Origin of the sequence: Pseudomonas sp. B33.4 (assembly GCF_034555375.1) — a bacterium.
Lineage (GTDB): Bacteria > Pseudomonadota > Gammaproteobacteria > Pseudomonadales > Pseudomonadaceae > Aquipseudomonas.
This window is the reverse complement of sequence record NZ_CP140706.1, coordinates 63,352-83,920: the sequence shown is the minus strand read 5'-3', so window position 1 is coordinate 83,920 and position 20,569 is coordinate 63,352. Positions and strand designations below refer to the sequence as shown.

General features: G+C 59.7%; 20 protein-coding genes. 14 read left to right on the top strand and 6 right to left on the bottom strand.

Features of this window, described 5'->3' with window-relative positions; all coding sequences use genetic code 11:
* Nucleotides 1–6: 6 nt before the first annotated feature.
* A complete protein-coding gene (locus U6037_RS00405) occupies nt 7–1,308 on the top strand; it encodes a cytochrome c (protein WP_322845433.1) in 1,302 nt (433 codons plus the stop codon).
* A 70-nt stretch (nt 1,309–1,378) separates the two neighbouring features.
* On the opposite strand, the gene U6037_RS00400 is transcribed toward U6037_RS00405, so the two are convergent.
* The gene (locus tag U6037_RS00400; RefSeq protein WP_322845432.1) at nt 1,379–1,681 is read right to left on the bottom strand and encodes a hypothetical protein; all 303 of its coding nucleotides are present in this window, start codon (nt 1,679–1,681) and stop codon (nt 1,379–1,381) included.
* A 223-nt stretch (nt 1,682–1,904) separates the two neighbouring features.
* On the opposite strand from U6037_RS00400, the gene U6037_RS00395 reads away from it, so the two are divergent.
* From U6037_RS00395 to U6037_RS00385, 3 genes are all read left to right on the top strand, one after another.
* Entirely contained in the window at nt 1,905–2,963 is a 1,059-nt protein-coding gene (locus U6037_RS00395) for a PA0069 family radical SAM protein (RefSeq protein ID WP_322845431.1), read from the top strand.
* 237 nt (nt 2,964–3,200) lie between these two features.
* Nucleotides 3,201–3,929, top strand: coding sequence for a carbonic anhydrase (locus U6037_RS00390; RefSeq protein WP_007911720.1), 729 nt, complete (start codon nt 3,201–3,203; stop codon nt 3,927–3,929).
* Nucleotides 3,930–4,019: 90 nt separating this feature from the next.
* Nucleotides 4,020–5,546 carry a SulP family inorganic anion transporter gene (locus U6037_RS00385; protein WP_016983437.1) on the top strand — a complete coding sequence of 509 codons (1,527 nt, stop codon included), beginning with the start codon at nt 4,020–4,022 and terminating at the stop codon, nt 5,544–5,546.
* 129 nt (nt 5,547–5,675) lie between these two features.
* On the opposite strand, the gene U6037_RS00380 is transcribed toward U6037_RS00385, so the two are convergent.
* Nucleotides 5,676–6,326 (bottom strand): hypothetical protein, encoded by a 651-nt coding sequence (locus tag U6037_RS00380; RefSeq protein WP_322845430.1) that lies wholly within the window; start codon nt 6,324–6,326, stop codon nt 5,676–5,678.
* Between the two features lie 369 nt (nt 6,327–6,695).
* Between U6037_RS00380 and coxB the strand changes: the two genes are divergently transcribed.
* The 4 genes from coxB (at nt 6,696) to U6037_RS00360 (ending at nt 11,083) form a co-directional block, all read left to right on the top strand.
* On the top strand, nt 6,696–7,823 hold the full coding sequence (gene coxB / locus U6037_RS00375) for a cytochrome c oxidase subunit II (protein ID WP_322845429.1): 1,128 nt from the start codon (nt 6,696–6,698) through the stop codon (nt 7,821–7,823).
* Between the two features lie 82 nt (nt 7,824–7,905).
* On the top strand, nt 7,906–9,492 hold the full coding sequence (gene ctaD / locus U6037_RS00370) for a cytochrome c oxidase subunit I (RefSeq protein ID WP_311884673.1): 1,587 nt from the start codon (nt 7,906–7,908) through the stop codon (nt 9,490–9,492).
* A gap of 126 nt (nt 9,493–9,618) precedes the next feature.
* Complete coding sequence (locus tag U6037_RS00365; protein ID WP_064389744.1) at nt 9,619–10,170, top strand: cytochrome c oxidase assembly protein; 552 nt, start codon at nt 9,619–9,621, stop codon at nt 10,168–10,170.
* Nucleotides 10,171–10,195: 25 nt separating this feature from the next.
* The gene (locus U6037_RS00360; protein WP_322845428.1) at nt 10,196–11,083 is read left to right on the top strand and encodes a cytochrome c oxidase subunit 3; all 888 of its coding nucleotides are present in this window, start codon (nt 10,196–10,198) and stop codon (nt 11,081–11,083) included.
* A gap of 9 nt (nt 11,084–11,092) precedes the next feature.
* Here the strand turns inward: U6037_RS00360 and U6037_RS00355 are convergent, their stop codons facing one another.
* Nucleotides 11,093–11,296, bottom strand: a complete 204-nt coding sequence (locus U6037_RS00355; protein ID WP_007911731.1) for a twin transmembrane helix small protein — start codon at nt 11,294–11,296, stop codon at nt 11,093–11,095.
* 71 nt (nt 11,297–11,367) lie between these two features.
* Between U6037_RS00355 and U6037_RS00350 the strand changes: the two genes are divergently transcribed.
* The 5 genes from U6037_RS00350 to U6037_RS00330 are packed head-to-tail and all read left to right on the top strand — an operon-like array spanning nt 11,368 to nt 15,276.
* Nucleotides 11,368–12,108: an SURF1 family protein gene (locus U6037_RS00350; RefSeq protein ID WP_322845427.1), complete on the top strand. Its 741-nt coding sequence runs from the start codon at nt 11,368–11,370 to the stop codon at nt 12,106–12,108.
* Nucleotides 12,074–12,667, top strand: a complete 594-nt coding sequence (locus tag U6037_RS00345; protein WP_322845426.1) for a hypothetical protein — start codon at nt 12,074–12,076, stop codon at nt 12,665–12,667. The genes U6037_RS00350 and U6037_RS00345 overlap by 35 nt, the downstream gene beginning before the upstream one ends.
* A 10-nt stretch (nt 12,668–12,677) precedes the next feature.
* Nucleotides 12,678–13,757, top strand: a complete 1,080-nt coding sequence (locus tag U6037_RS00340; protein WP_322845425.1) for a COX15/CtaA family protein — start codon at nt 12,678–12,680, stop codon at nt 13,755–13,757.
* Complete coding sequence (gene cyoE, locus U6037_RS00335) at nt 13,745–14,644, top strand: heme o synthase (RefSeq protein ID WP_038365028.1); 900 nt, start codon at nt 13,745–13,747, stop codon at nt 14,642–14,644. The genes U6037_RS00340 and cyoE overlap by 13 nt, the downstream gene beginning before the upstream one ends.
* Nucleotides 14,641–15,276 (top strand): SCO family protein, encoded by a 636-nt coding sequence (locus U6037_RS00330; protein ID WP_007911741.1) that lies wholly within the window; start codon nt 14,641–14,643, stop codon nt 15,274–15,276. Before cyoE ends, U6037_RS00330 begins: the two co-directional genes overlap by 4 nt.
* Before the next feature lie 325 nt (nt 15,277–15,601).
* Here the strand turns inward: U6037_RS00330 and U6037_RS00325 are convergent, their stop codons facing one another.
* From U6037_RS00325 to U6037_RS00315, 3 genes are all read right to left on the bottom strand, one after another.
* On the bottom strand, nt 15,602–16,372 hold the full coding sequence (locus U6037_RS00325; RefSeq protein WP_007911743.1) for a MetQ/NlpA family ABC transporter substrate-binding protein: 771 nt from the start codon (nt 16,370–16,372) through the stop codon (nt 15,602–15,604).
* 78 nt (nt 16,373–16,450) lie between these two features.
* On the bottom strand, nt 16,451–17,125 hold the full coding sequence (locus U6037_RS00320; protein WP_016986455.1) for a methionine ABC transporter permease: 675 nt from the start codon (nt 17,123–17,125) through the stop codon (nt 16,451–16,453).
* A complete protein-coding gene (locus tag U6037_RS00315; protein WP_016986453.1) occupies nt 17,125–18,132 on the bottom strand; it encodes a methionine ABC transporter ATP-binding protein in 1,008 nt (335 codons plus the stop codon). Before U6037_RS00315 ends, U6037_RS00320 begins: the two co-directional genes overlap by 1 nt.
* Before the next feature lie 259 nt (nt 18,133–18,391).
* Here U6037_RS00315 and katE point away from each other — a divergent pair, with 259 nt between their 5' ends.
* Entirely contained in the window at nt 18,392–20,533 is a 2,142-nt protein-coding gene (gene katE / locus U6037_RS00310) for a catalase HPII (protein WP_322847376.1), read from the top strand.
* Nucleotides 20,534–20,569 lie beyond the last annotated feature (36 nt).

The window sequence follows — 20,569 nt, the reverse complement described above, 5'->3', positions numbered from 1 at the left end:
ATGACCATGAAAAATCTCGTTATCGCGACCCTGGCGCTGCTCGGCAGTGCCTCCATTCATGCGGCCGACGTTGATCAAAGTCTGATCAAACAGGGCGAATATCTGGCCCGCGCCGGTGACTGCGTGGCGTGCCACACCGCCAAGGGCGGCAAACCGTTTGCCGGTGGCCTGCCGATGGAAACCCCGATCGGCACCATTTACTCGACCAACATCACTCCGGACAAGACCGGCGTCGGCGAATACAGCTTCGAAGACTTCGATCAGGCCGTACGCCATGGCGTCGCCAAAAACGGTAGTACGTTGTACCCGGCGATGCCGTATCCGTCCTACGCGCGTGTCAGCGAAACCGACATGCAAGCGCTGTACGCGTACTTCATGCACGGCGTCGAACCGGTGGCGCAAGAGAACAAGGCCAGCGATATTCCGTGGCCACTCAGCATGCGCTGGCCGCTGATGGGCTGGCGCTGGATGTTTGCGCCGAAGGTCGAGGATTACCAAGCGACGAGTGCCGACCCGGTGATCGATCGTGGCGCGTATCTGGTCGAAGGCCTCGGTCATTGCGGCGCCTGCCATACGCCACGTGCGCTGACCATGCAGGAGAAATCCCTGAGCGCCGCTGACGGTACAACCTTCCTCGCCGGCAGTGCGCCGCTGGAAGGCTGGATCGCCAAAAGCCTGCGCGGCGATCACAAGGATGGCCTCGGCGGCTGGAGCGAAGAGCAACTGGTGCAGTTCCTAAAGACCGGTCGCAGCGATCGCAGCGCGGTGTTCGGCGGCATGAGTGATGTGGTCACCCACAGCATGCAATACATGACCGATGCCGACCTGACCGCAATTGCCCGCTACCTCAAGTCGTTGCCGGCCACTGATCCGAACGATCAGCCGCATCAGTACGACGAGACAGCGGCGAAAGCCCTGTGGAACGGCGATGACAGTCAGCGTGGCGCTGCCGTGTACATCGACAACTGCGCGGCGTGCCACCGCACCGATGGCCACGGTTATACCCGGGTGTTCCCGGCGCTGGCGGGTAATCCGGTGCTGCAATCGGAAGACCCGACTTCACTGATCCACATCGTGCTCAAGGGCGGTACGTTGCCGGCGACGCACACCGCACCATCGACGTTCACCATGCCGGGCTTCGCCTGGCGCCTGTCGGATCAGGAAGTGGCGGATGTGGTGAGTTTCATTCGGGGCAGTTGGGGCAACAAAGGCGCGCCGGTCAGCGCCAAAGAAGTTGCGGAGTTACGCAGCGACGATATGAAAACAACGTCCACTGATGATCTTGGCCAGGTAACCGAACATCATTAAAAACAGAAACCCTGCATGAACCGTTCATGCAGGGTTTTTTAATATACGTATATCGCAACAAACTTCGATCTCAAGGATTAACAATACTTACATAAGCCTTGGCCAGCGCAATCAACTTCGCCTTGTCATCGTTATCAATATCGCCATCACCGTCGACATCTTTCTTGTTGGTGCGGATAGTGAAGGTCTTGCCACGGTCGCTGGACACCGCCACCACGTAGATCGAGTCAACCAGAGTCTCGGTCGGCAGTTCCTGCTCGGCGTTCCAGCCCAACTCCTTGCGCGCAAGTTGCATCGAAACAATGGTATTGGGCTCCGATGCATTGGGCAGCATCAGTTGCATAAAAACGCCACGCTGATTGAGAAAAGACATGAATTAAATCCTTTTAATTTAATTATCGGACAAGTGCCGATGGAAGTGGCCAAGACTATATTCGATAACTTGTCGCGACAATCGAGCATATGTATCTCGGGTTGTATTTAGCCTTTGCACCTCTATATAAACTCTAGAATTCAAAGCCCCATCGCTGAACGGTACTGGATCACACCGAGCACGCTCAGGTACTGTATGCATATACAGATCAGGAGCCCACCCAATGATCAACGCTCTCCCGCCACGCGGTCGCGGCACCGCCAGCAACCCGCATAACCGCTTCGCGCCGAACCGCTCGGTGGCCGAGGATGACGGCTGGTATCAGGAAGTGCCGCTGACGCAAGGCACCGAGGTGATGATCGAAACCGCAAAAACCATCATCACCCGCAACACTTCACCGGATCTGCCTTTCGACCGCTCGATCAATCCTTATCGCGGCTGCGAACATGGCTGCATCTATTGCTACGCACGGCCCAGCCACGCCTATTGGGACATGTCGCCGGGGCTGGATTTCGAAACCAGGCTGATCGCCAAGACCAACGCCGCCCAAGTGCTGGAAGAACAGCTCGGAAAAAAAGGCTATCAATGCGCGCCGATCAATCTGGGTTCCAACACCGACCCGTATCAGCCAATCGAACGCGAACACAAAATCACCCGCCAGACCCTCGAAGTGCTGCTGCGTTACAGGCATCCGGTAACCATCGTCACCAAGGGCTCGCTGATCCTGCGCGACCTCGACCTGCTCACCGAACTGGCGCAGCAACGGTTGGTCGCGGTGATGATCAGCCTGACCACGCTCGATGACGAGCTCAAACGCATCCTCGAACCGCGCGCGGCGGCGCCCAAGGCGCGATTGCGCGCTATTCGAGTGATGCGCGAGGCGGGGATTCCGGTCGGTGTGCTGTGTTCGCCGATGATTCCGATGATCAACGACAGCGAGATCGAAAACCTGCTCAACGAGGCCCACGCCGCCGGCGCGCAAAGTGCCGCCTACATGATGTTGCGTCTACCGCTGGAAGTGGCGCCGCTGTTCGAAGAATGGCTGCAGGCGCACTATCCGCAACGGGCGGCGCATGTCTTGAGCCTGATCCGTCAGAGCCGTGGCGGCGAGCTGTACGACAGTCGTTTTAGCGCACGCATGCGCGGCGAAGGAGTGTTTGCCGATCTGTTGGCTCAGCGGTTTGCGAAGGCGATTAAACGCCTTGGTCTGAATCATCGCGAAGGCTACAACCTCGATTGCACAGCCTTCTGTCCGCCGGGTCGCCAGATGTCGTTGATTTAGCGACAATTGGCCTATGGTTGAGGGGTCGGAATCCTTCCGCCGAAATCACCCAGTCACGTTTTTTGTGACCTGGAACACACGTTCTAGAGCGTTTGATTCAGTTTGAGTTAAGTTTCGGCGGCTACCTTGTTCATCGAGTGACTGACGGGTCGGGATGACCCGGATGTTTAAACAGCCACTGGCTTCATACCGGAATACATGGGAATGACTCCCCTAATCCGCCAAAGAGGATGAATCATGAGTGACAAGGATAAACAGCCGTTGGCTGCGTCGGCGCAAACCCCTGAAGCGGAATCCGCCGATGCAGCGCTGCGACAGATCGTAGACGGCTTTTTGCATTTTCATCATGAGGTCTTCCCACAGCAGGAAGAACTCTTCAAGAAACTCGCCACGGCCCAGGCGCCCAAGGCGATGTTCATCACCTGCGCCGACTCGCGTATCGTCCCCGAGCTGATTACTCACAGCTCGCCCGGCGATCTGTTCGTGACCCGTAACGTCGGCAACGTTGTGCCGCCTTACGGGCAGATGAACGGCGGCGTTTCCACCGCCATCGAATACGCGGTACTGGCGCTCGGCGTGCAGCACATCATCATCTGCGGCCACTCCGATTGCGGCGCCATGCGTGCGGTGCTCAACCCGGACAGCCTGGAAAAAATGCCGACGGTCAAAGCCTGGCTGCGCCACGCTGAAGTCGCGAAAACCATGGTGCATGAGAACTGTAACTGCGCCGACGAAAAAGAAAGCATGCCGATCCTCACCGAGGAAAACGTCATCGCCCAATTGCAGCACTTGCGTACCCATCCTTCGGTAGCCTCGCGCATGGCGAACGGTCATTTGTTCATCCATGGCTGGGTCTACGACATCGAAACCAGCGAAATCAAAGCTTACGACGCGGATCAGGGCCGTTTCCTGCCGCTCGACGGCAGCCATCCGATTCCGGTGGCGACGCCCAAAGCGCGCTTCTAAATCCTCCTAAACATCTGTGTGGTTTGACGCCGGTCGCTGATTCAGCGACCCGGCCTCGCCATGCCTGAAGAAAACTTCGGGAGAATCGCCATGCGTGCGGCTCAATTGAAAGCGGTGTTGCCACGGGAGCTGCTCGCTTCAGTGGTTGTGTTTCTGGTCGCCCTGCCGCTGTGCATGGGTATTGCGATCGCCTCAGGGTTGCCGCCGGCCAAAGGGCTGATCACCGGGATCATCGGTGGTCTGGTGGTCGGCTGGCTGGCGGGATCGCCGTTACAGGTCAGCGGGCCGGCGGCGGGTCTGGCGGTGTTGGTGTTTGAACTGGTGCGTCAGCACGGCATCGAGATGCTCGGGCCGATTCTGCTGCTCGCCGGTTTTCTGCAACTGGTCGCCGGGCGCTTGAAGCTCGGTTGCTGGTTTCGGGTCACGGCGCCAGCGGTGGTGTACGGGATGCTGGCGGGGATTGGCGTCTTGATCGTGCTGTCGCAGGTGCATGTGATGCTGGATGCGTCGCCCAAGCCTTCGGGGCTGGATAACCTCACCGCGTTCCCGGCGGCAGTGGCACAAGCGCTGCCGTCGTTCGGCTGGCAGGCCGGGCTACTCGGGCTGTCGACGATTGCGGTGATGTGGTTGTGGGAGAAGTTTCGTCCGCATTCGTTGCGCTTCGTTCCGGGTGCGTTGCTCGGTGTAGGTCTGGCGACCGGGGCAAGTCTGTTGCTCGCTTTGCAGGTGAAGCGTGTTGAAGTGCCGGCGAATCTGGCGGAGGCCATCGATTGGCTCAAGCCTGCAGATCTGCTCAGCCTGGCCGACCCGACGCTGCTGATCGCCGCGTTCGCCGTGGCGTTTATCGCCAGCGCGGAAACCCTGCTGTCCGCCGCAGCAGTGGATCGCATGCACAGCGGCGTGCGTTCGGACTTCGACCGTGAACTGTCGGCGCAAGGGGTCGGCAACATGCTCTGCGGTCTGCTCGGCGCACTGCCGATGACCGGGGTGATCGTGCGCAGCTCGGCCAACGTCCAGGCCGGCGCGACCACGCGTTATTCGACGATCTTCCATGGCCTGTGGCTGCTGGCGTTCGTGTTGCTGCTGTCGAGTGTGCTGCAAAGCATTCCGGTGGCAAGTCTGGCGGGCGTGCTGGTCTATACCGGTTTCAAACTGGTCGATCTCAAGGCGTTTCGAGGCCTGGGTCGCTATGGGCGGATGCCGATGTTCACCTACGCGGCGACGGCGCTGGCGATCATCTTCACCGACCTGCTGACGGGCGTGTTGATCGGTTTCGGTCTGACGATGTTGAAGCTGGCGTTCAAGGCTTCGCGTTTGAAGATCAGCCTGATCGATCTGCCGCAGGATGGTGAGATGGAATTGCGTCTGGTCGGTGCAGCCACCTTTCTCAAAGTGCCAGCACTGACCCAGGTACTGGGCAGTATTCCGCAGGGGACGACGGTGCATGTGCCGCTCAATAACCTGAGCTACATCGACCACTCGTGTCTGGAGTTGCTGGAGGAATGGGGCCGGGCGAATGCGGCGAAGGGCTCGAAGCTGTTGATCGAGTCGCGGGGGTTGAAGCGCAGGCTTGAGGGACGGATTCGAACCACTACCGGTATCGGTGCTGCCGGCTAAATCTCCGGGTTGAACTCAAACCCTGTAGGAGTGAGCCTGCTCGCGATGGCGGTGGGTCAGTCAACAAAGATGTTGATTGATCTATCGCCATCGCGAGCAGGCTCACTCCTACATTGGATTGTGTGTAACTCAGGCAGCAGGCTGGTCCAGTTCCAGGCCCACACCCAGTCGGCGGCCCATGCACGGCCAGCGTTTCCACGCGGCGCCGGTGTCCGGGCTGCTGAGTTTGCCGCGGTAGGCTTCTACCGACTCCAGCGCAAAACTCTCGTCGTTGAGCATCTCGTCGATCGCGTGATGCACCGCTTCGTCCAGTTGGTTGGCAAATTCCTCACCGATCAATTGGTGAGCAATCAAGTTGGCGACCGTCATGTCCAGGGGGATCAGTGGCTGGCCGAAATGCTTGATGTACAGGTCGTTGACCTCTTCGACAAAACGGTGCGCCAGATAGGCTTCGTCGAGCAGGCTGTCCAGGCCAACGTGCCCGGCCATGATGGCTGGCGGCTGGAGGAAATACTGCTCGGCGATTTTCAGCACCGGTTTGATCTGCGACTCGATTCCCGCTTCCCTGGCGACTTCATTGGCTGCGTCCAGCAGGTCCGGCACTTCATCGATGTAGGCGGCGACAAAACGCGTCAGCACGCCATTGGCGTCGGCTTCCGGCAATTGGATCGCCGGGTGTAAATGAGGCAGCTTGCTTTCCAGCTGACGGGTCAGCAGGCCGGTATCTTTTTCGTGTTGTTGGGCTTTTTGGATCTGCTCGCGCAATGCGGCGGTGTTCATGAAAACTCCAGGAAACAAGGCAATGAAATAGGGAAGACATAACTTAGCTGGCTTACGAAAAATGCTAAGACGCATTTGTCATAATTATTTCATCCTTGATGCACCTGCGTTATATCGATTTGCCACCACTCGTCTGCATCCTTCTCCATTCGTGCCCTCGAATGCAAGTACCCGCTGTTTCAGATCATTTACGTCCACACATTGCAATTTCCCGTCGCTGTCTATACTCGCCAGTGAATGGAGTTAGCTGATGACGCCCGACTGCACCCGCAGCAAGGCCCGGCGATTCAAGTTCGTAGTCTGATGCAGCCGCTCCCTTGCCGCAGGCGAAAGCCGGCGGGATAACAAGAACGATAAGGGGAACCCGCAATGATGCGACATCCACACGTCTGGATGGGCCTCCTGTTGTGGTCGATTTTCAGTCCGGCGCACGCCGCATGGACTGTGAATATGGCGCCTGGAGCGACTGAAATCAGTCACGCAGTATTCGACCTGCACATGACCATTTTCTGGATCTGTGTGGTGATCGGGATCATCGTCTTCGGCGCCATGTTCTGGTCGATGATGGTGCACCGCCGTTCTACCGGGCAGGTCGCCGCAAAATTCCACGAAAGCACCACCGTCGAAATTCTCTGGACCGTCGTACCGTTCCTGATTCTGGTGGCGATGGCCGTACCGGCGACCGCCACACTGATCAAGATGTACGACACCAGTGAGCCGGATATCGATATCCAGATCACCGGTTATCAGTGGAAGTGGCACTACAAATACCTGGGCCAGGACGTCGAGTTCTTCAGCAACCTGGCCACCCCCGCCGAGCAGATCCACAACAAGGAAACCAAGGGCGAGCACTACTTGCTCGAGGTCGACAAGCCATTGGTGCTGCCGACCGGGGCGAAGGTGCGCTTCCTCGTGACCTCCGCCGACGTTATCCACTCGTGGTGGGTGCCGGCCTTCGCGGTCAAGCGCGATGCGATTCCGGGCTTCGTCAACGAGGCGTGGACGCGCATCGACAAACCCGGAATCTACCGTGGCCAGTGCGCCGAATTGTGCGGCAAGGATCACGGCTTCATGCCGATCGTGGTCGAGGTGAAGGACAAGGCTGACTACGACAAGTGGCTCGCCGAGCGCAAAGCCGAAGCCGCCCAGCTTAAAGAGCTGACCAGCAAGGAATGGACGCTCGACGAACTCAAGGAACGCGGCGACAAGATCTATCACACCACCTGCGTGTCCTGTCACCAGGCCGAAGGTCAGGGCCTGCCGCCAATGTTCCCGGCGCTCAAGGGCTCGAAAATCGCCACCGGCCCGAAAGAAGGCCACTTGAGCATTGTCTTCCACGGCAAGCCCGGCACCGCCATGGCGGCGTTCGGCAAGCAGCTGTCGGAAGTCGATATCGCAGCGGTCGTGACTTACGAACGTAACGCCTGGGGCAACAACAAGGGCGACATGGTCACGCCAAAAGAAGTGCTGGAGCTGAAACAGGCGGAAAGCAAATGAGCCGGTCTATCGCGTACGTCGTGAACCGGTCGGGGCCGCACGCCCCGGCCTGCCCCATCCACTCACGTAAAGGAGGCCGGCCATGAGCGCTGTAATCGATGACCACGGTCATGCCGACCACGCCCACGGCCCCGCCAAAGGCCTGATGCGCTGGGTGCTGACCACCAATCACAAGGACATCGGCACGCTATACCTGTGGTTTGCGTTTTCCATGTTCCTGCTTGGCGGTACGTTCGCGATGGTGATTCGCGCCGAACTGTTCCAGCCGGGGCTGCAAATCGTCGAGCCGGCGTTCTTCAACCAGATGACCACCATGCACGGTTTGGTGATGGTCTTCGGGGCGGTGATGCCAGCATTTGTCGGCCTCGCCAACTGGATGATCCCGTTGATGATCGGCGCGCCGGACATGGCCCTGCCCCGGATGAACAACTTCAGCTTCTGGCTATTGCCAGCGGCGTTCCTCATCCTCGTGTCGACACTGTTCACCCCCGGTGGCGGACCGAACTTCGGCTGGACGTTCTATGCGCCGCTGTCGACAACGTATGCGCCGGAAAGCGTGACCTTCTTCATCTTCGCCATCCACTTGATGGGCATCAGTTCGATCATGGGCGCGATCAACGTGATCGCCACCATCCTCAATCTGCGCGCGCCCGGCATGACGCTGATGAAAATGCCGCTGTTCGTCTGGACCTGGCTGATCACTGCGTTTCTGCTGATCGCGGTGATGCCGGTGCTGGCCGGCTGCGTGACGATGATGCTGATGGACATCCACTTCGGCACCAGTTTTTTCAGTGCGGCCGGTGGCGGTGACCCGGTGCTGTTCCAGCATGTGTTCTGGTTCTTCGGCCATCCCGAGGTGTACATCATGATCCTGCCGGCCTTCGGCGCCGTCAGCTCGATCATCCCGACCTTCTCGCGCAAGCCGCTGTTCGGCTACACCTCGATGGTCTACGCCACCGCGAGCATCGCCTTCCTGTCGTTCATTGTCTGGGCGCACCACATGTTCGTGGTCGGCATTCCGCTGGTGGGCGAGCTGTTCTTCATGTACGCCACGCTGCTGATCGCGGTGCCAACCGGAGTGAAGGTGTTCAACTGGGCCAGCACGATGTGGCAAGGCTCACTGACCTTCGAGACGCCGATGCTGTTTGCCGTGGCGTTCGTGATCCTGTTCTCCATCGGCGGTTTCTCCGGGTTGATGCTGGCCATCGCGCCGGCGGACTTCCAGTATCAGGACACCTACTTTGTGGTCGCGCACTTCCATTACGTGCTGGTGCCGGGCGCGATCTTCGGGATCTTCGCCTCGACCTACTACTGGCTGCCGAAATGGACCGGCCACATGTACGACGAAACCCTCGGCAAGTTGCATTTCTGGCTGTCGTTTGTCGGCATGAACCTGACCTTCTTCCCGATGCACTTCGTCGGTCTTGCGGGAATGCCGCGACGGATTCCGGACTACAACCTGCAGTTCGCCGACTTCAACATGGTCTCCTCGATTGGCGCGTTCATGTTCGGCGCCACGCAGATCTTCTTCCTGTTCATCGTGATCAAGACGATTCGCGGTGGCGAGCCTGCACCGGCCAAGCCTTGGGATGGCGCGGAAGGTCTGGAGTGGAGCGTGCCGTCACCGGCGCCGTATCACACCTTCACCACGCCGCCGGAAGTGAAATGAACAGAGATCTCCCTGTGGGAGCGAGCCTGCTCGCGAAGAACGATGACGCGGTTCATCTGATGCACCGAGTTGTCTGCTTCGCGAGCAGGCTCGCTCCCACAAGGGATCTGGAGCGAGGCATGAACCATGGCTGACTCGATCTCGATGAAAAAACTCGTCACCCGCCTCCTCGGTGTAGTGGTGGCGATGTTTGTCTTCGGCTTTGCCCTGGTGCCGATCTACGACGTGATGTGCAAAGCCTTCGGCATCAATGGCAAGACCGGTGGGCAGTACGAGGGTGAGCAGGTGGTCGACACTTCGCGCCAGGTGCGCGTGCAGTTTCTGTCGACCAACACCGCTGACATGCCTTGGGACTTCTACCCCAAGCACGACGAACTCACCGCCAACCCCGGCGCGGTCAACGAGATGATTTTCATCGCGCGCAACCCCACCGACAAACCGATGAGTGCGCAAGCCGTGCCAAGCATCGCGCCGAGCAATGCAGCGGCGTATTTCCACAAGACCGAATGCTTTTGCTTTACCCAGCAGGTGCTGCAGCCCGGTCAGCAGATCGAGATGCCGGTGCGCTTCATTGTTGACCGCGACATGCCCAAGGATGTGAAGCACCTGACGCTGTCCTACACGCTGTTCGATATCACCGCCCGACATCCGCCGGTGGCTGTAAACACTGGCGGTTGAGCGTGCCCGATAAGGAGAACAATAAATGGCAACTCATGAGCACTATTTCGTTCCGGCCCAGAGCAAATGGCCGATCATTGCCACTTTCGGCATGGCCATTACTGTGTACGGCCTCGCTGTCTGGTTCAACGATCTGAAGGCGGCGCGCCCGGAATCCCACGGCCCGTACATCTTTTTCGTCGGTGGCCTGTTGCTGGCGTACATGCTGTTCGGCTGGTTCGGTACGGTGATCAAGGAAAGCCGCGCGGGGCTTTACAGCGCGCAGCTGGATCGCTCGTTTCGCTGGGGCATGAGTTGGTTCATCTTCTCCGAGGTGATGTTCTTCGTCGCCTTCTTCGGCGCGCTGTTTTACGTGCGACACGTCTCCGGCCCGGCGCTCGGCGGGGAAGGCACCAAAGGCATCGCGCACATGCTCTGGCCGAACTTCCAGTTCACCTGGCCGCTGCTGCACACGCCGGATCCGAAACTGTTCCCGCCGCCGAAAGAAGTCATCAGCCCCTGGGGCCTGCCGCTGATCAACACGATCCTGCTGGTCAGCTCCAGCGTGACCATTACCATCGCCCACCATGCCTTGAAGAAAGGCCATCGCGGCGCGCTGAAAATCTGGCTGGCGATCACCGTGCTGCTCGGCTGCGCGTTTCTCGGTTTCCAGGCCGAGGAATACATGCACGCCTACCACGAACTGGGGCTGACCCTCGGTTCGGGCATTTATGGCGCAACGTTCTTCATGCTCACCGGGTTCCACGGTGCCCACGTGACCATCGGCACGATCATTCTGTTTGTGATGCTGATGCGCATCATGAAGGGCCACTTCGACAACGAGCACCAGTTCGGCTTCGAAGCGGCTAGCTGGTATTGGCACTTCGTCGACGTGGTCTGGATCGGCCTGTTTATCTTCGTTTACGTGCTCTGAGGACCAGAGCTACCAAGGTGCATGCGACACCAATTGGCCGCTGTAGAAACCCCAGGCGATCAAGCCGACAGTGGCGGCGGCCAATGCCACCCGAACACTCAAGGCGATGACCAGGCGATTGGAACTGCTGTCGTCCTTGACCAGGAAAAACAGGCCGCTGAACAGGCTGATCACCGTGGCAATCAGCATCAGGACGATCGCTGTTTTGAGCATGGGAAGAACTCCGGGGGACAGGCGATGCAGTTGAGTATAGCGATCGCAACGACTGACTTTGTGGCGCAGCCATGAAGCGTTTTCGTCCGGGCGTGATACCGACCGTGGTGGTGGCGTTGTTGCTGCCCTTGCTGGTGTCGCTGGGCTTCTGGCAACTGAGCCGGGGCGCCGAGAAAACCGCCCTGCTCGCGAGTTACGCCGAACGCCGCGCGGCCGAACCGATGGCAAGCAGCGAACTGCTGAATAGCGCCGATCCGGCTTATCGCCGCGTGCATTTGCACGGCCAGTTCGATGCCGCGCACAGTTTGCTGCTGGATAACCGTCAGCGTAACGGCAAGGTCGGCGTCGAGCTGCTGCAACCGTTTCAGGATCAACGCACCGGCCAATGGCTGCTGGTCAATCGCGGCTGGTTACCGTGGCCGGATCGCCGCGTGCCGCCGCAATTCACCACGCCCACTGAGGCATTCAATGTCGACGCCTGGGTCTACGTCGCCCCCGGCGCGACCTTCCAGTTGCACGCCGATCCGGTCAGCAGCACCTGGCCGCAAACCATCACCGCCGTCGAGCCGGCCAAGCTGTGGAAAACCCTCGATCGTGACGGCTTCGCCTACGAATTACGCGCCGAACCCGGCCCGGCCAGCTACGAGGCCGATTGGCCGGTGGTTGCCATGGGCCCGGAAAAACACCTCGGTTACGCCGTGCAGTGGTTCGCAATGGCCACCGCCCTGCTCGGCCTCTACGTCTATTTGGGCTTGCACAACGCAAAGGAGAAACACCATGGGAACGGCCATGAATCCACCCAGCATGTCTGAGGCGAAACCTGCCGCTACCCGCCGTCGCGGGCGCATTCAATTGCTGTTGATACTGCTTGGCGTGATCGGCCCGATGGTGCTCGCCACCGGCATGTACAAATTGCAGTTCTGGGTGCCGGAGGGTCGCAGCTATCACGGCGAACTGATCGGCAACGGCCAGACCCGTGCCGACCTCGGCGTGCAGGCCGACGAGGATCGCTGGCAGATGCTGGTCACCGCGCCGAAGGATTGCGCGGTGGATTGCCAGCAACTGGTGTATCTGGCGCGGCAGATCCAGATCGGCCTCGGTCGTGACGCCGGCCGCGCCAGCCACGCCCTCGCCGCTGCGCAACCGCTGAGCGCCGATTACGAGGCCAAGCTGAGCCGTGAATATCCGCAACTGCAACGCTATCCGCTGGATGCTGGCGTGTTCAGCAAAATGACTGGCGACAAAGCCACGCCGCAACTGTGGATCATCGACCCGCACGGCAATCTCGTGCTGCGTTACGAGCCGAATGTGAAAGGCAAGGATCTGCTCAACGACCTGCGTCACCTGCTGAAACTGTCGAACATCGGATAAGGGCATCGTCATGGCCAAACCTGGATTTCGCCTCGCGCTGTTTGCCACCCTGCTGGCACTGATTGTGGTGCTGCTCGGCGCCTATACGCGCCTGACCCACGCCGGCCTCGGCTGCCCGGACTGGCCGGGCTGCTACGGTTTTATCAGCGTGCCGAAAAGCGAAGCCCAACTGGCCCATGCCGAACTGCATTACCCCGACTCGCCGGTCGAGGCGCACAAGGGCTGGAACGAGATGATCCATCGCTACTTCGCCGGCACCCTCGGCCTGCTGATTTCGATTCTCGCCGGGCGTGCCTGGGTCAATCGTCGTCATCCGGGGCAGCCGTTGAAGCTGCCGCTGTTCCTGCTGGCGGTGGTGTTTGCGCAAGCGGCGTTCGGCATGTGGACGGTGACGCTGAAGCTTTGGCCGCAAGTGGTCACCGGGCATTTGCTCGGCGGGTTTGCCACGTTGAGCCTGCTGTTTTTGCTGACGTTGCGATTATCCGGCGTACTGCCAGCGCTGACGGTGCCCAAGCGTTTGCAATATTGGGCGACGGCGGGGCTATTGTTGGTGATTGGCCAGATCGCGCTGGGTGGCTGGGTCAGTTCCAATTACGCGGCGGTGGCCTGCATCGACTTCCCGACCTGTCATGGGCAATGGTTGCCAGCGGCAGATTTCGCCAACGGTTTTCACCTGACTCAGCACATCGGCCCGAATTATCTCGGCGGGCAACTCGACAGTGATGCGCGCACGGCGATTCACCTGACCCACCGGATCGGCGCTTTGCTGGTGACCTTGGTTTTGCTCGGCCTGGCCTGGCAATTGAAAGTGGTCGGCATGACCCGCCTGGCCGGTCTGGTGTTGGTCGCCCTCGCCGCACAGATCACCCTCGGTATCAGCAACGTGCTGTTCCATCTGCCATTGCCGGTGGCGGTCGCGCATAACGCTGGTGGTGCGGCGCTGTTGCTGACGATGGTGCTGGTCAACTATCACGCGCGCACCAGTCTGGTTCGGGTTAAACAACCGGTGCTGGCGCGCTGGCGCCTTAGCCCGCGCAAACACGCGGCCGCGCCCATCACCATAAAAGGAGAAACGCCGTGGCGATTCTGATTGGCGAGCGCCCGCATCAGGCGATCTGGCGTGATTATCTGGAGCTGACCAAACCGAAAGTCGTGGTGCTGATGCTGATCACCTCGCTGGTCGGCATGTTCCTCGCGACCCGCGCCGGGGTGCCGTGGACGGTGCTGGTGTTTGGCAATCTGGGGATTGCGTTGTGTGCCGGCGGCGCGGCGGCGGTCAATCATGTGGTCGACCGGCGCATCGATGCGGTGATGGCGCGCACGCATAAACGGCCGTTAGCAGAAGGCCGGGTTTCACCGGCGGCAGCGCTGACCTTTGCTCTGGTGCTGGCGTTGCTTGGTCAGGCCTTGTTGCTGACCTTCACCAATCCGCTGACCGCTTGGCTGACCTTGGCCTCGCTGCTTGGTTACGCGGTGATCTACACCGGTTTCCTCAAACGCGCGACGCCGCAGAACATCGTCATCGGTGGCCTCGCCGGCGCCGCACCACCGCTGCTGGGCTGGACGGCTGCAACCGGCCACGTCAGCGCCGAACCGTTGCTGCTGGTGCTGATCATCTTCGCCTGGACGCCGCCGCACTTCTGGGCGCTGGCGATCCATCGCAAAGAGGAATACGCCAAGGCCGACATCCCGATGCTGCCGGTCACCCACGGCGAGCACTACACCAAGGTGCACATTCTGCTCTACACCTTCGCGCTGCTGGCGGTGAGTCTGCTGCCGTACGTGATCCACATGAGCGGCGTGCTCTACCTGATTTGCGCGCTCGCGCTCGGCGCAAGGTTTCTGCAATGGGCCGTGGTGCTGTACCGTGGCACTCGGCCGCACGCGGCGATCAACACCTTCAAGTACTCTATTTGGTACTTGTTTCTGCTGTTCATCGCCCTGCTCGTAGACCACTACTTACTGTTGAACCTATGACTCGAACCCAGAAAACCGTCTTCATCCTCGTCGCCGTGATCGCGCTGATCCTCGGCCTGACCGTCAACAAAGTGCTGAGCGGCAAGGGCCAGGGCGACCCGACTGCGCTGATCGACGCCGGCATTATTCTGCTGCCGCAGAGCCGCAATCTGCCGGACGTGACGATGACTGATCAGGACGGCAAACCGGTGGCGATCAACGAGCTCAAAGGTAAGTGGAGCCTGCTGTTTTTCGGCTACACCTTCTGCCCGGACATCTGCCCGACCACGCTGGCGCAGCTGCGGCAGATCAAGAGCGAGTTGCCCAAGGACGCTGTGGACAAGTTGCAGATCGTGCTGGTCAGCGTTGACCCGAACCGCGATAACCCCAAGCAGTTGAAGCAGTATCTGGGCTACTTTGATCCGCAGTTTGTTGGCCTGACGCCGACCTCGATTGAAGAGCTGCAGAAGGTCGCGAATGCGGTGAGTATTCCGTTTATTCCGGCGGATACGAGCAAGCCGAATTACACCGTTGACCATAGCGGCAATCTGGCGGTGATCGGGCCGGACGGGACGCAGCGGGGGTTTATTCGGGCGCCGTTGAATAATGCCAAACTGGTTGCGCAGCTGCCGGTCATGCTTAACCGCAAATAAAAGCTGAAGAGCGAAAAGCCCCTCACCCTAGCCCTCTCCCGGAGGGAGAGGGGACTGGTTGTGGGATATTGGGGAGCCACACCGAATTGAACGTCCTGCTTTGAATCCATAATCGCCAAGATCGTTCAGATCGATGTGCTGTGCCGAATCCATAATCGACTGGTTCTTTCAGGTCGATGTAGAACGCAAGACACCTCGGTCGGCCCCCTCTCCCTCTGGGAGAGGGCTGGGGTGAGGGGAAGCTTCACAGCAGGTCCAAAGCCAAACACCAGACACAAAAAAGGGGACGCGCATGGCGTCCCCTTTTCGTTGCAGCATTCCTGAATCAGAACGCTGGCAATACCGCGCCTTTGTACTTCTCGGTAATGAACTTCTTCACTTCCGGGCTGTGCAGGGCTGCAGCCAGTTTCTGCATCGCATCGCTGTCCTTGTTGTCCGCGCGGGACACAAGGATGTTCACGTACGGCGAATCGTTGCCTTCGATCACCAGCGCATCCTTGGACGGATCGAGCTTGGCTTCCAGCGCGTAGTTGGTGTTGATCAGCGCCAGATCGACCTGAGTCAGCACGCGCGGGATGGTCGCGGCTTCCAGTTCACGGATTTTCAGGTCTTTCGGATTTGTCGCGATGTCTTTGACGGTCGACAGGATGTTGGTCGGATCCTTCAGCGTGATCACGCCCGCCTTGGCCAGCAGCAACAGCGCACGGCCGCCGTTGGTGGCGTCGTTCGGGATCACTACGTTGGCGCCGCTTGGCAGGTCTTTCAGATCCTTGAGCTTGCTCGAGTAAGCGCCCAGCGGCTCCAGGTGCACACCGGTCACAGCGACCAGGTTGGTGCCCTTGGCCTTGTTGAACTCATCGAGGTACGGCTGGTGCTGGAAGAAGTTGGCGTCCAGACGCTTTTCCGCGACCTGTACGTTCGGCTGAATGTAGTCGGTGAAGACCTTGACCTTCAGCTCCACGCCTTCTTTGGCCAGCGCCGGCTTCACGAACTCGAGGATTTCTGCGTGCGGCACCGGAGTGGCGGCCACGGTCAGGGTTTCGGCGTGGGCCGAGAATGCTGCAACGGCAGCGAAAGCAGCGATCAGTTTTTTCATTCAGCTAACTCCTTTTCAAAGCGCCCGTCTGGCGCCTGCCAGCGAATGGCCGGCTCATCTCTTGATTACAAAAACCGGTTATTTGCGCGAGAAATGCACGACCAGTCGATCACCGACCATCTGCAGCACTTGCACCAGAATCAGCAGCAACACCACGGTGACGATCATCACGTCAGTCTGGAAACGCTGATAGCCGAAACGGATCGCCAGATCACCCAGACCACCGGCGCCGACCACACCGGCCATCGCCGTGTAGGACACCAGTGTAATCGCCGTCACCGTAATCGCCGCAAAGATGCCCGGGCGGGCTTCCGGCAGCAAGGCGTTCATGATGATCTGCCGCGTGGTCGCGCCCATCGACTGGGTCGCTTCGATGATGCCGCGATCGACTTCACGCAGCGCGGTTTCCACCAGACGCGCGAAGAACGGTGTAGCACCCACCACCAACGGCGGGATCGCACCGGCCACGCCCAGCGACGTGCCGGTGATCAGCACGGTGAACGGGATCATCACGATCAACAGAATAATGAACGGCAGCGAACGCAGGATGTTCACCGCCAGCGACATGAACGCGTAGAGGCCACGGTTTTCCAGCAACTGACGCGGGCTGCAGAGGAACAGCAACACGCCCAGCGGCAGGCCGAGCAACACGGTGAACAGCAGCGAACCGCCGAGCATCAGCATCGTGTCGCCGGTGGCCAGCCAGATTTCGTACCAGTCGATGTTGGTGAAGAAACTGATCAGGTCTTCCATTAGCGCAATACCTCCATGTGAACGTCAGCGGCGGTGAAGCGGGCGAACGCCGCTTCCATGTCGCCACCGGTGACGGCGAGGGTCAATTGCCCGTAAGGAATGTCTTTGATGCGGTCAATGCGACCGGCAAGGATGCTGTAGTCGACACCGGTTTCCCGGGCGACAGTACCGAGCAGCGGCGCGTAAGTCGCTTCGCCCTGGAAGGTCAGACGCACGATGCGCCCCGGCACGTGAGCGAAGTCATCACGCTGCTCGCTTTCGTCGATCTGCTCGCTTTCCTGGACGAAACGCTTGGTGGTCGGGTGCTTCGGATGCAGGAACACATCGGCCACCGAACCTTGCTCGACGATCACGCCGGCATCCATCACCGCCACTTGATCACAGACGCGACGGATCACATCCATCTCGTGGGTGATGAGGACGATGGTCAGCTTCAGTTCGCGGTTGATCTCGGCCAGCAGTTGCAGGACCGACGCGGTGGTCTGCGGGTCGAGGGCGCTGGTGGCCTCGTCGCACAGCAGAATCTTCGGCTTGGTCGCCAGGGCGCGGGCGATGCCGACGCGCTGCTTCTGGCCACCAGACAACTGCGCCGGATACTTCTTGGCGTGATCGGACAGCCCGACTCGCGCCAGCAACTCGGCAACACGCTTGTCGATCTCGCTGCCCGACAGTTCGCCGGCCAGGGTCAGCGGCAACGCCACGTTGTCGGCCACGGTCTTGGAGGCGAGCAGGTTGAAGTGCTGGAAGATCATCCCAACTTGCTGGCGGAAACGGCGCAGGCCGTTGGCGTCCAGCGCGGTGACCTCTTCGCCGTCGACGATGATCTTGCCGCCACTGGAGTTTTCCAGGCGATTGATCAGGCGCAGCAGGGTACTTTTGCCCGCGCCGGAATGGCCGATCAGGCCGAACACCTGCCCGTTCTCGATGGAGAGACTGGTCGGGTGCAGCGCAGGGATATCCTTACCGGCGACGCGGTAAGTCTTGTGGACGTTTTGAAACTCGATCACGTAGCGAACCTTGTGGGGCGCGTTAGAAAAGGATCAGCGGTTAGCCGGGCGCGCATTTTAGCCTGTCCGTATAGAGGTTCTTAGCATTTATTTCGCAATTAACCTTCGATTTGGCAATAACAAGATCAAAGGTCATAAAAAAGGAACGCCCCGAGCGCCTCATCAGTCACTAAGTAAGCGACTTGAAAACCCTGGGTGCCGTGCCCGGGAACCACTCAAGAGTCCCCGGCGAGCATCGGGGTCAACGAGGAGTTTACGACTGATGAGCAAGAAGCCTACGACCGATAAAAGCCAGATGGCCGGAACCGATACCCCGGATCGCGCCAATACCAACGCCAAACTCGACAGCCTGGAAAAGTTTCGCTCCGACGCCACCGGCCAGGCCCTGCGCACCAACCAGGGCGTGAAGATCGCCGATAATCAGAACACCCTCAAGGCCGGCCCGCGCGGGCCGTCGCTGCTTGAAGACTTCATCATGCGGGAAAAGATCACGCATTTTGACCATGAGCGCATTCCGGAACGCATCGTCCACGCACGCGGCACCGGCGCGCATGGTTTCTTTCAGGCCTACGAGAACCATTCGACGCTGACCAAGGCCGGTTTCCTACAGGATCCGGGGAAAAAGACGCCGGTGTTTGTGCGCTTTTCCACGGTGCAGGGCCCGCGTGGTTCCGGCGACACCGTGCGTGACGTGCGTGGTTTCGCGGTGAAGTTCTTCACCGACGAAGGCAACTTCGACCTGGTCGGCAATAACATGCCGGTGTTTTTCATTCAGGACGCGATCAAGTTTCCCGACTTCGTCCACGCGGTGAAGCCCGAGCCGCACAATGAAATCCCTACCGGAGGCTCAGCCCACGATACCTTCTGGGATTTCGTCTCGCTGGTGCCGGAATCGGCGCACATGGTCATCTGGGCGATGTCCGACCGGGCGATCCCGAAAAGCCTGCGCAGCATGCAGGGCTTCGGCGTGCACACCTTCCGCCTGATCAATGCCGAAGGCAAATCACGCTTCGTCAAATTCCACTGGCGCCCTACCGCCGGCACGTGCTCGCTGGTCTGGGACGAAGCGCAGAAGCTCGCCGGTAAAGACACCGACTACCACCGTCGCGATCTGTGGGAAGCGATCGAGATGGGCGACTACCCGGAATGGGAACTCGGCGTGCAGATCATCGAAGAGGAAAACGAACACGACTTCGATTTCGACATCCTCGACCCGACCAAGCTGATCCCCGAAGAAATCGTGCCGATCACGCCGTTGGGCAAAATGACCCTGAACCGCAACCCGGACAACTTCTTTGCCGAGACCGAGCAGGTTGCGTTCTGCCCTGGCCACATCGTGCCGGGCATCGACTTCTCCAATGACCCGCTGCTGCAGGGCCGACTGTTTTCCTACACCGATACGCAAATCAGCCGACTCGGCGGGCCGAACTTTCATGAGCTGCCGATCAACCGCCCGGTGGCGCCGTTCCACAATGGTCAGCGTGATGCGCAACACCGCACGGTGATCGACAAGGGCCGCGCGTCTTACGAGCCGAACTCGATTGATGGCGGCTGGCCGAAAGAAACGCCGCCGGCCGCGCAGGACGGTGGCTTCGAGAGCTATCCAGAACGCATCGATGCCAACAAGATTCGCCAGCGCAGCGAGTCGTTCAGCGACCACTTTTCTCAGGCGACGTTGTTCTTCAAGAGCATGAGCAAGCATGAGCAGGAACACATCATTGCTGCCTACAGCTTTGAGCTGGGCAAGGTTGAACGCGAGCATATTCGTGCGCGTGAGGTGAATGAGATTCTGGCCAACATCGATCTGGAACTGGCCAAGCGTGTGGCGGCCAATTTGGGGCTGCCGGCGCCGAGCAAAGGCACGGTCGATGCGCGCAAGGTGTCATTCGATCACTCGCCGGCGCTGAGCCAGGCGAATCTTTTGCCGGAAAACATCAAGACGCGAAAAGTGGCGATTCTTGCTGCTAACGGCGTCGATGGTGCGGCGATTGATGCGATGAAGAAGGCTTTGGCGGCTGAAGGTGCGCATGCGAAGTTGCTCGGCCCGACTTCGGCGCCGGTGAAGACGGCGGATGGTAAAACGTTGCCAGTGGATGCTTCGATGGAAGGCATGCCTTCGGTGATCTTTGATGCGGTGTTCGTGCCGGGTGGCGCGGCGTCGGTCAAAGCACTGAGCGGCGATGGCGTGGCGTTGCATTACCTGCTGGAGGCGTACAAGCATTTGAAGGCGATTGCGTTGCACGGTGAGGCCAAGCAGTTGCAGGACTTGCTGAAGCTGGAAGCGGATGCCGGGTTGCTGCAAGGCAAGGATGTGCCGGCGTTGACCAAGCCGTTCTTTGCGGCGATCGGGCAGCATCGGGTTTGGGAGCGGGAGCCTAAGGCCAAGGCCATTCCGGCTTAAAAAGCAAAAGATCGCAGCCTTCGGCAGCTCCTACAG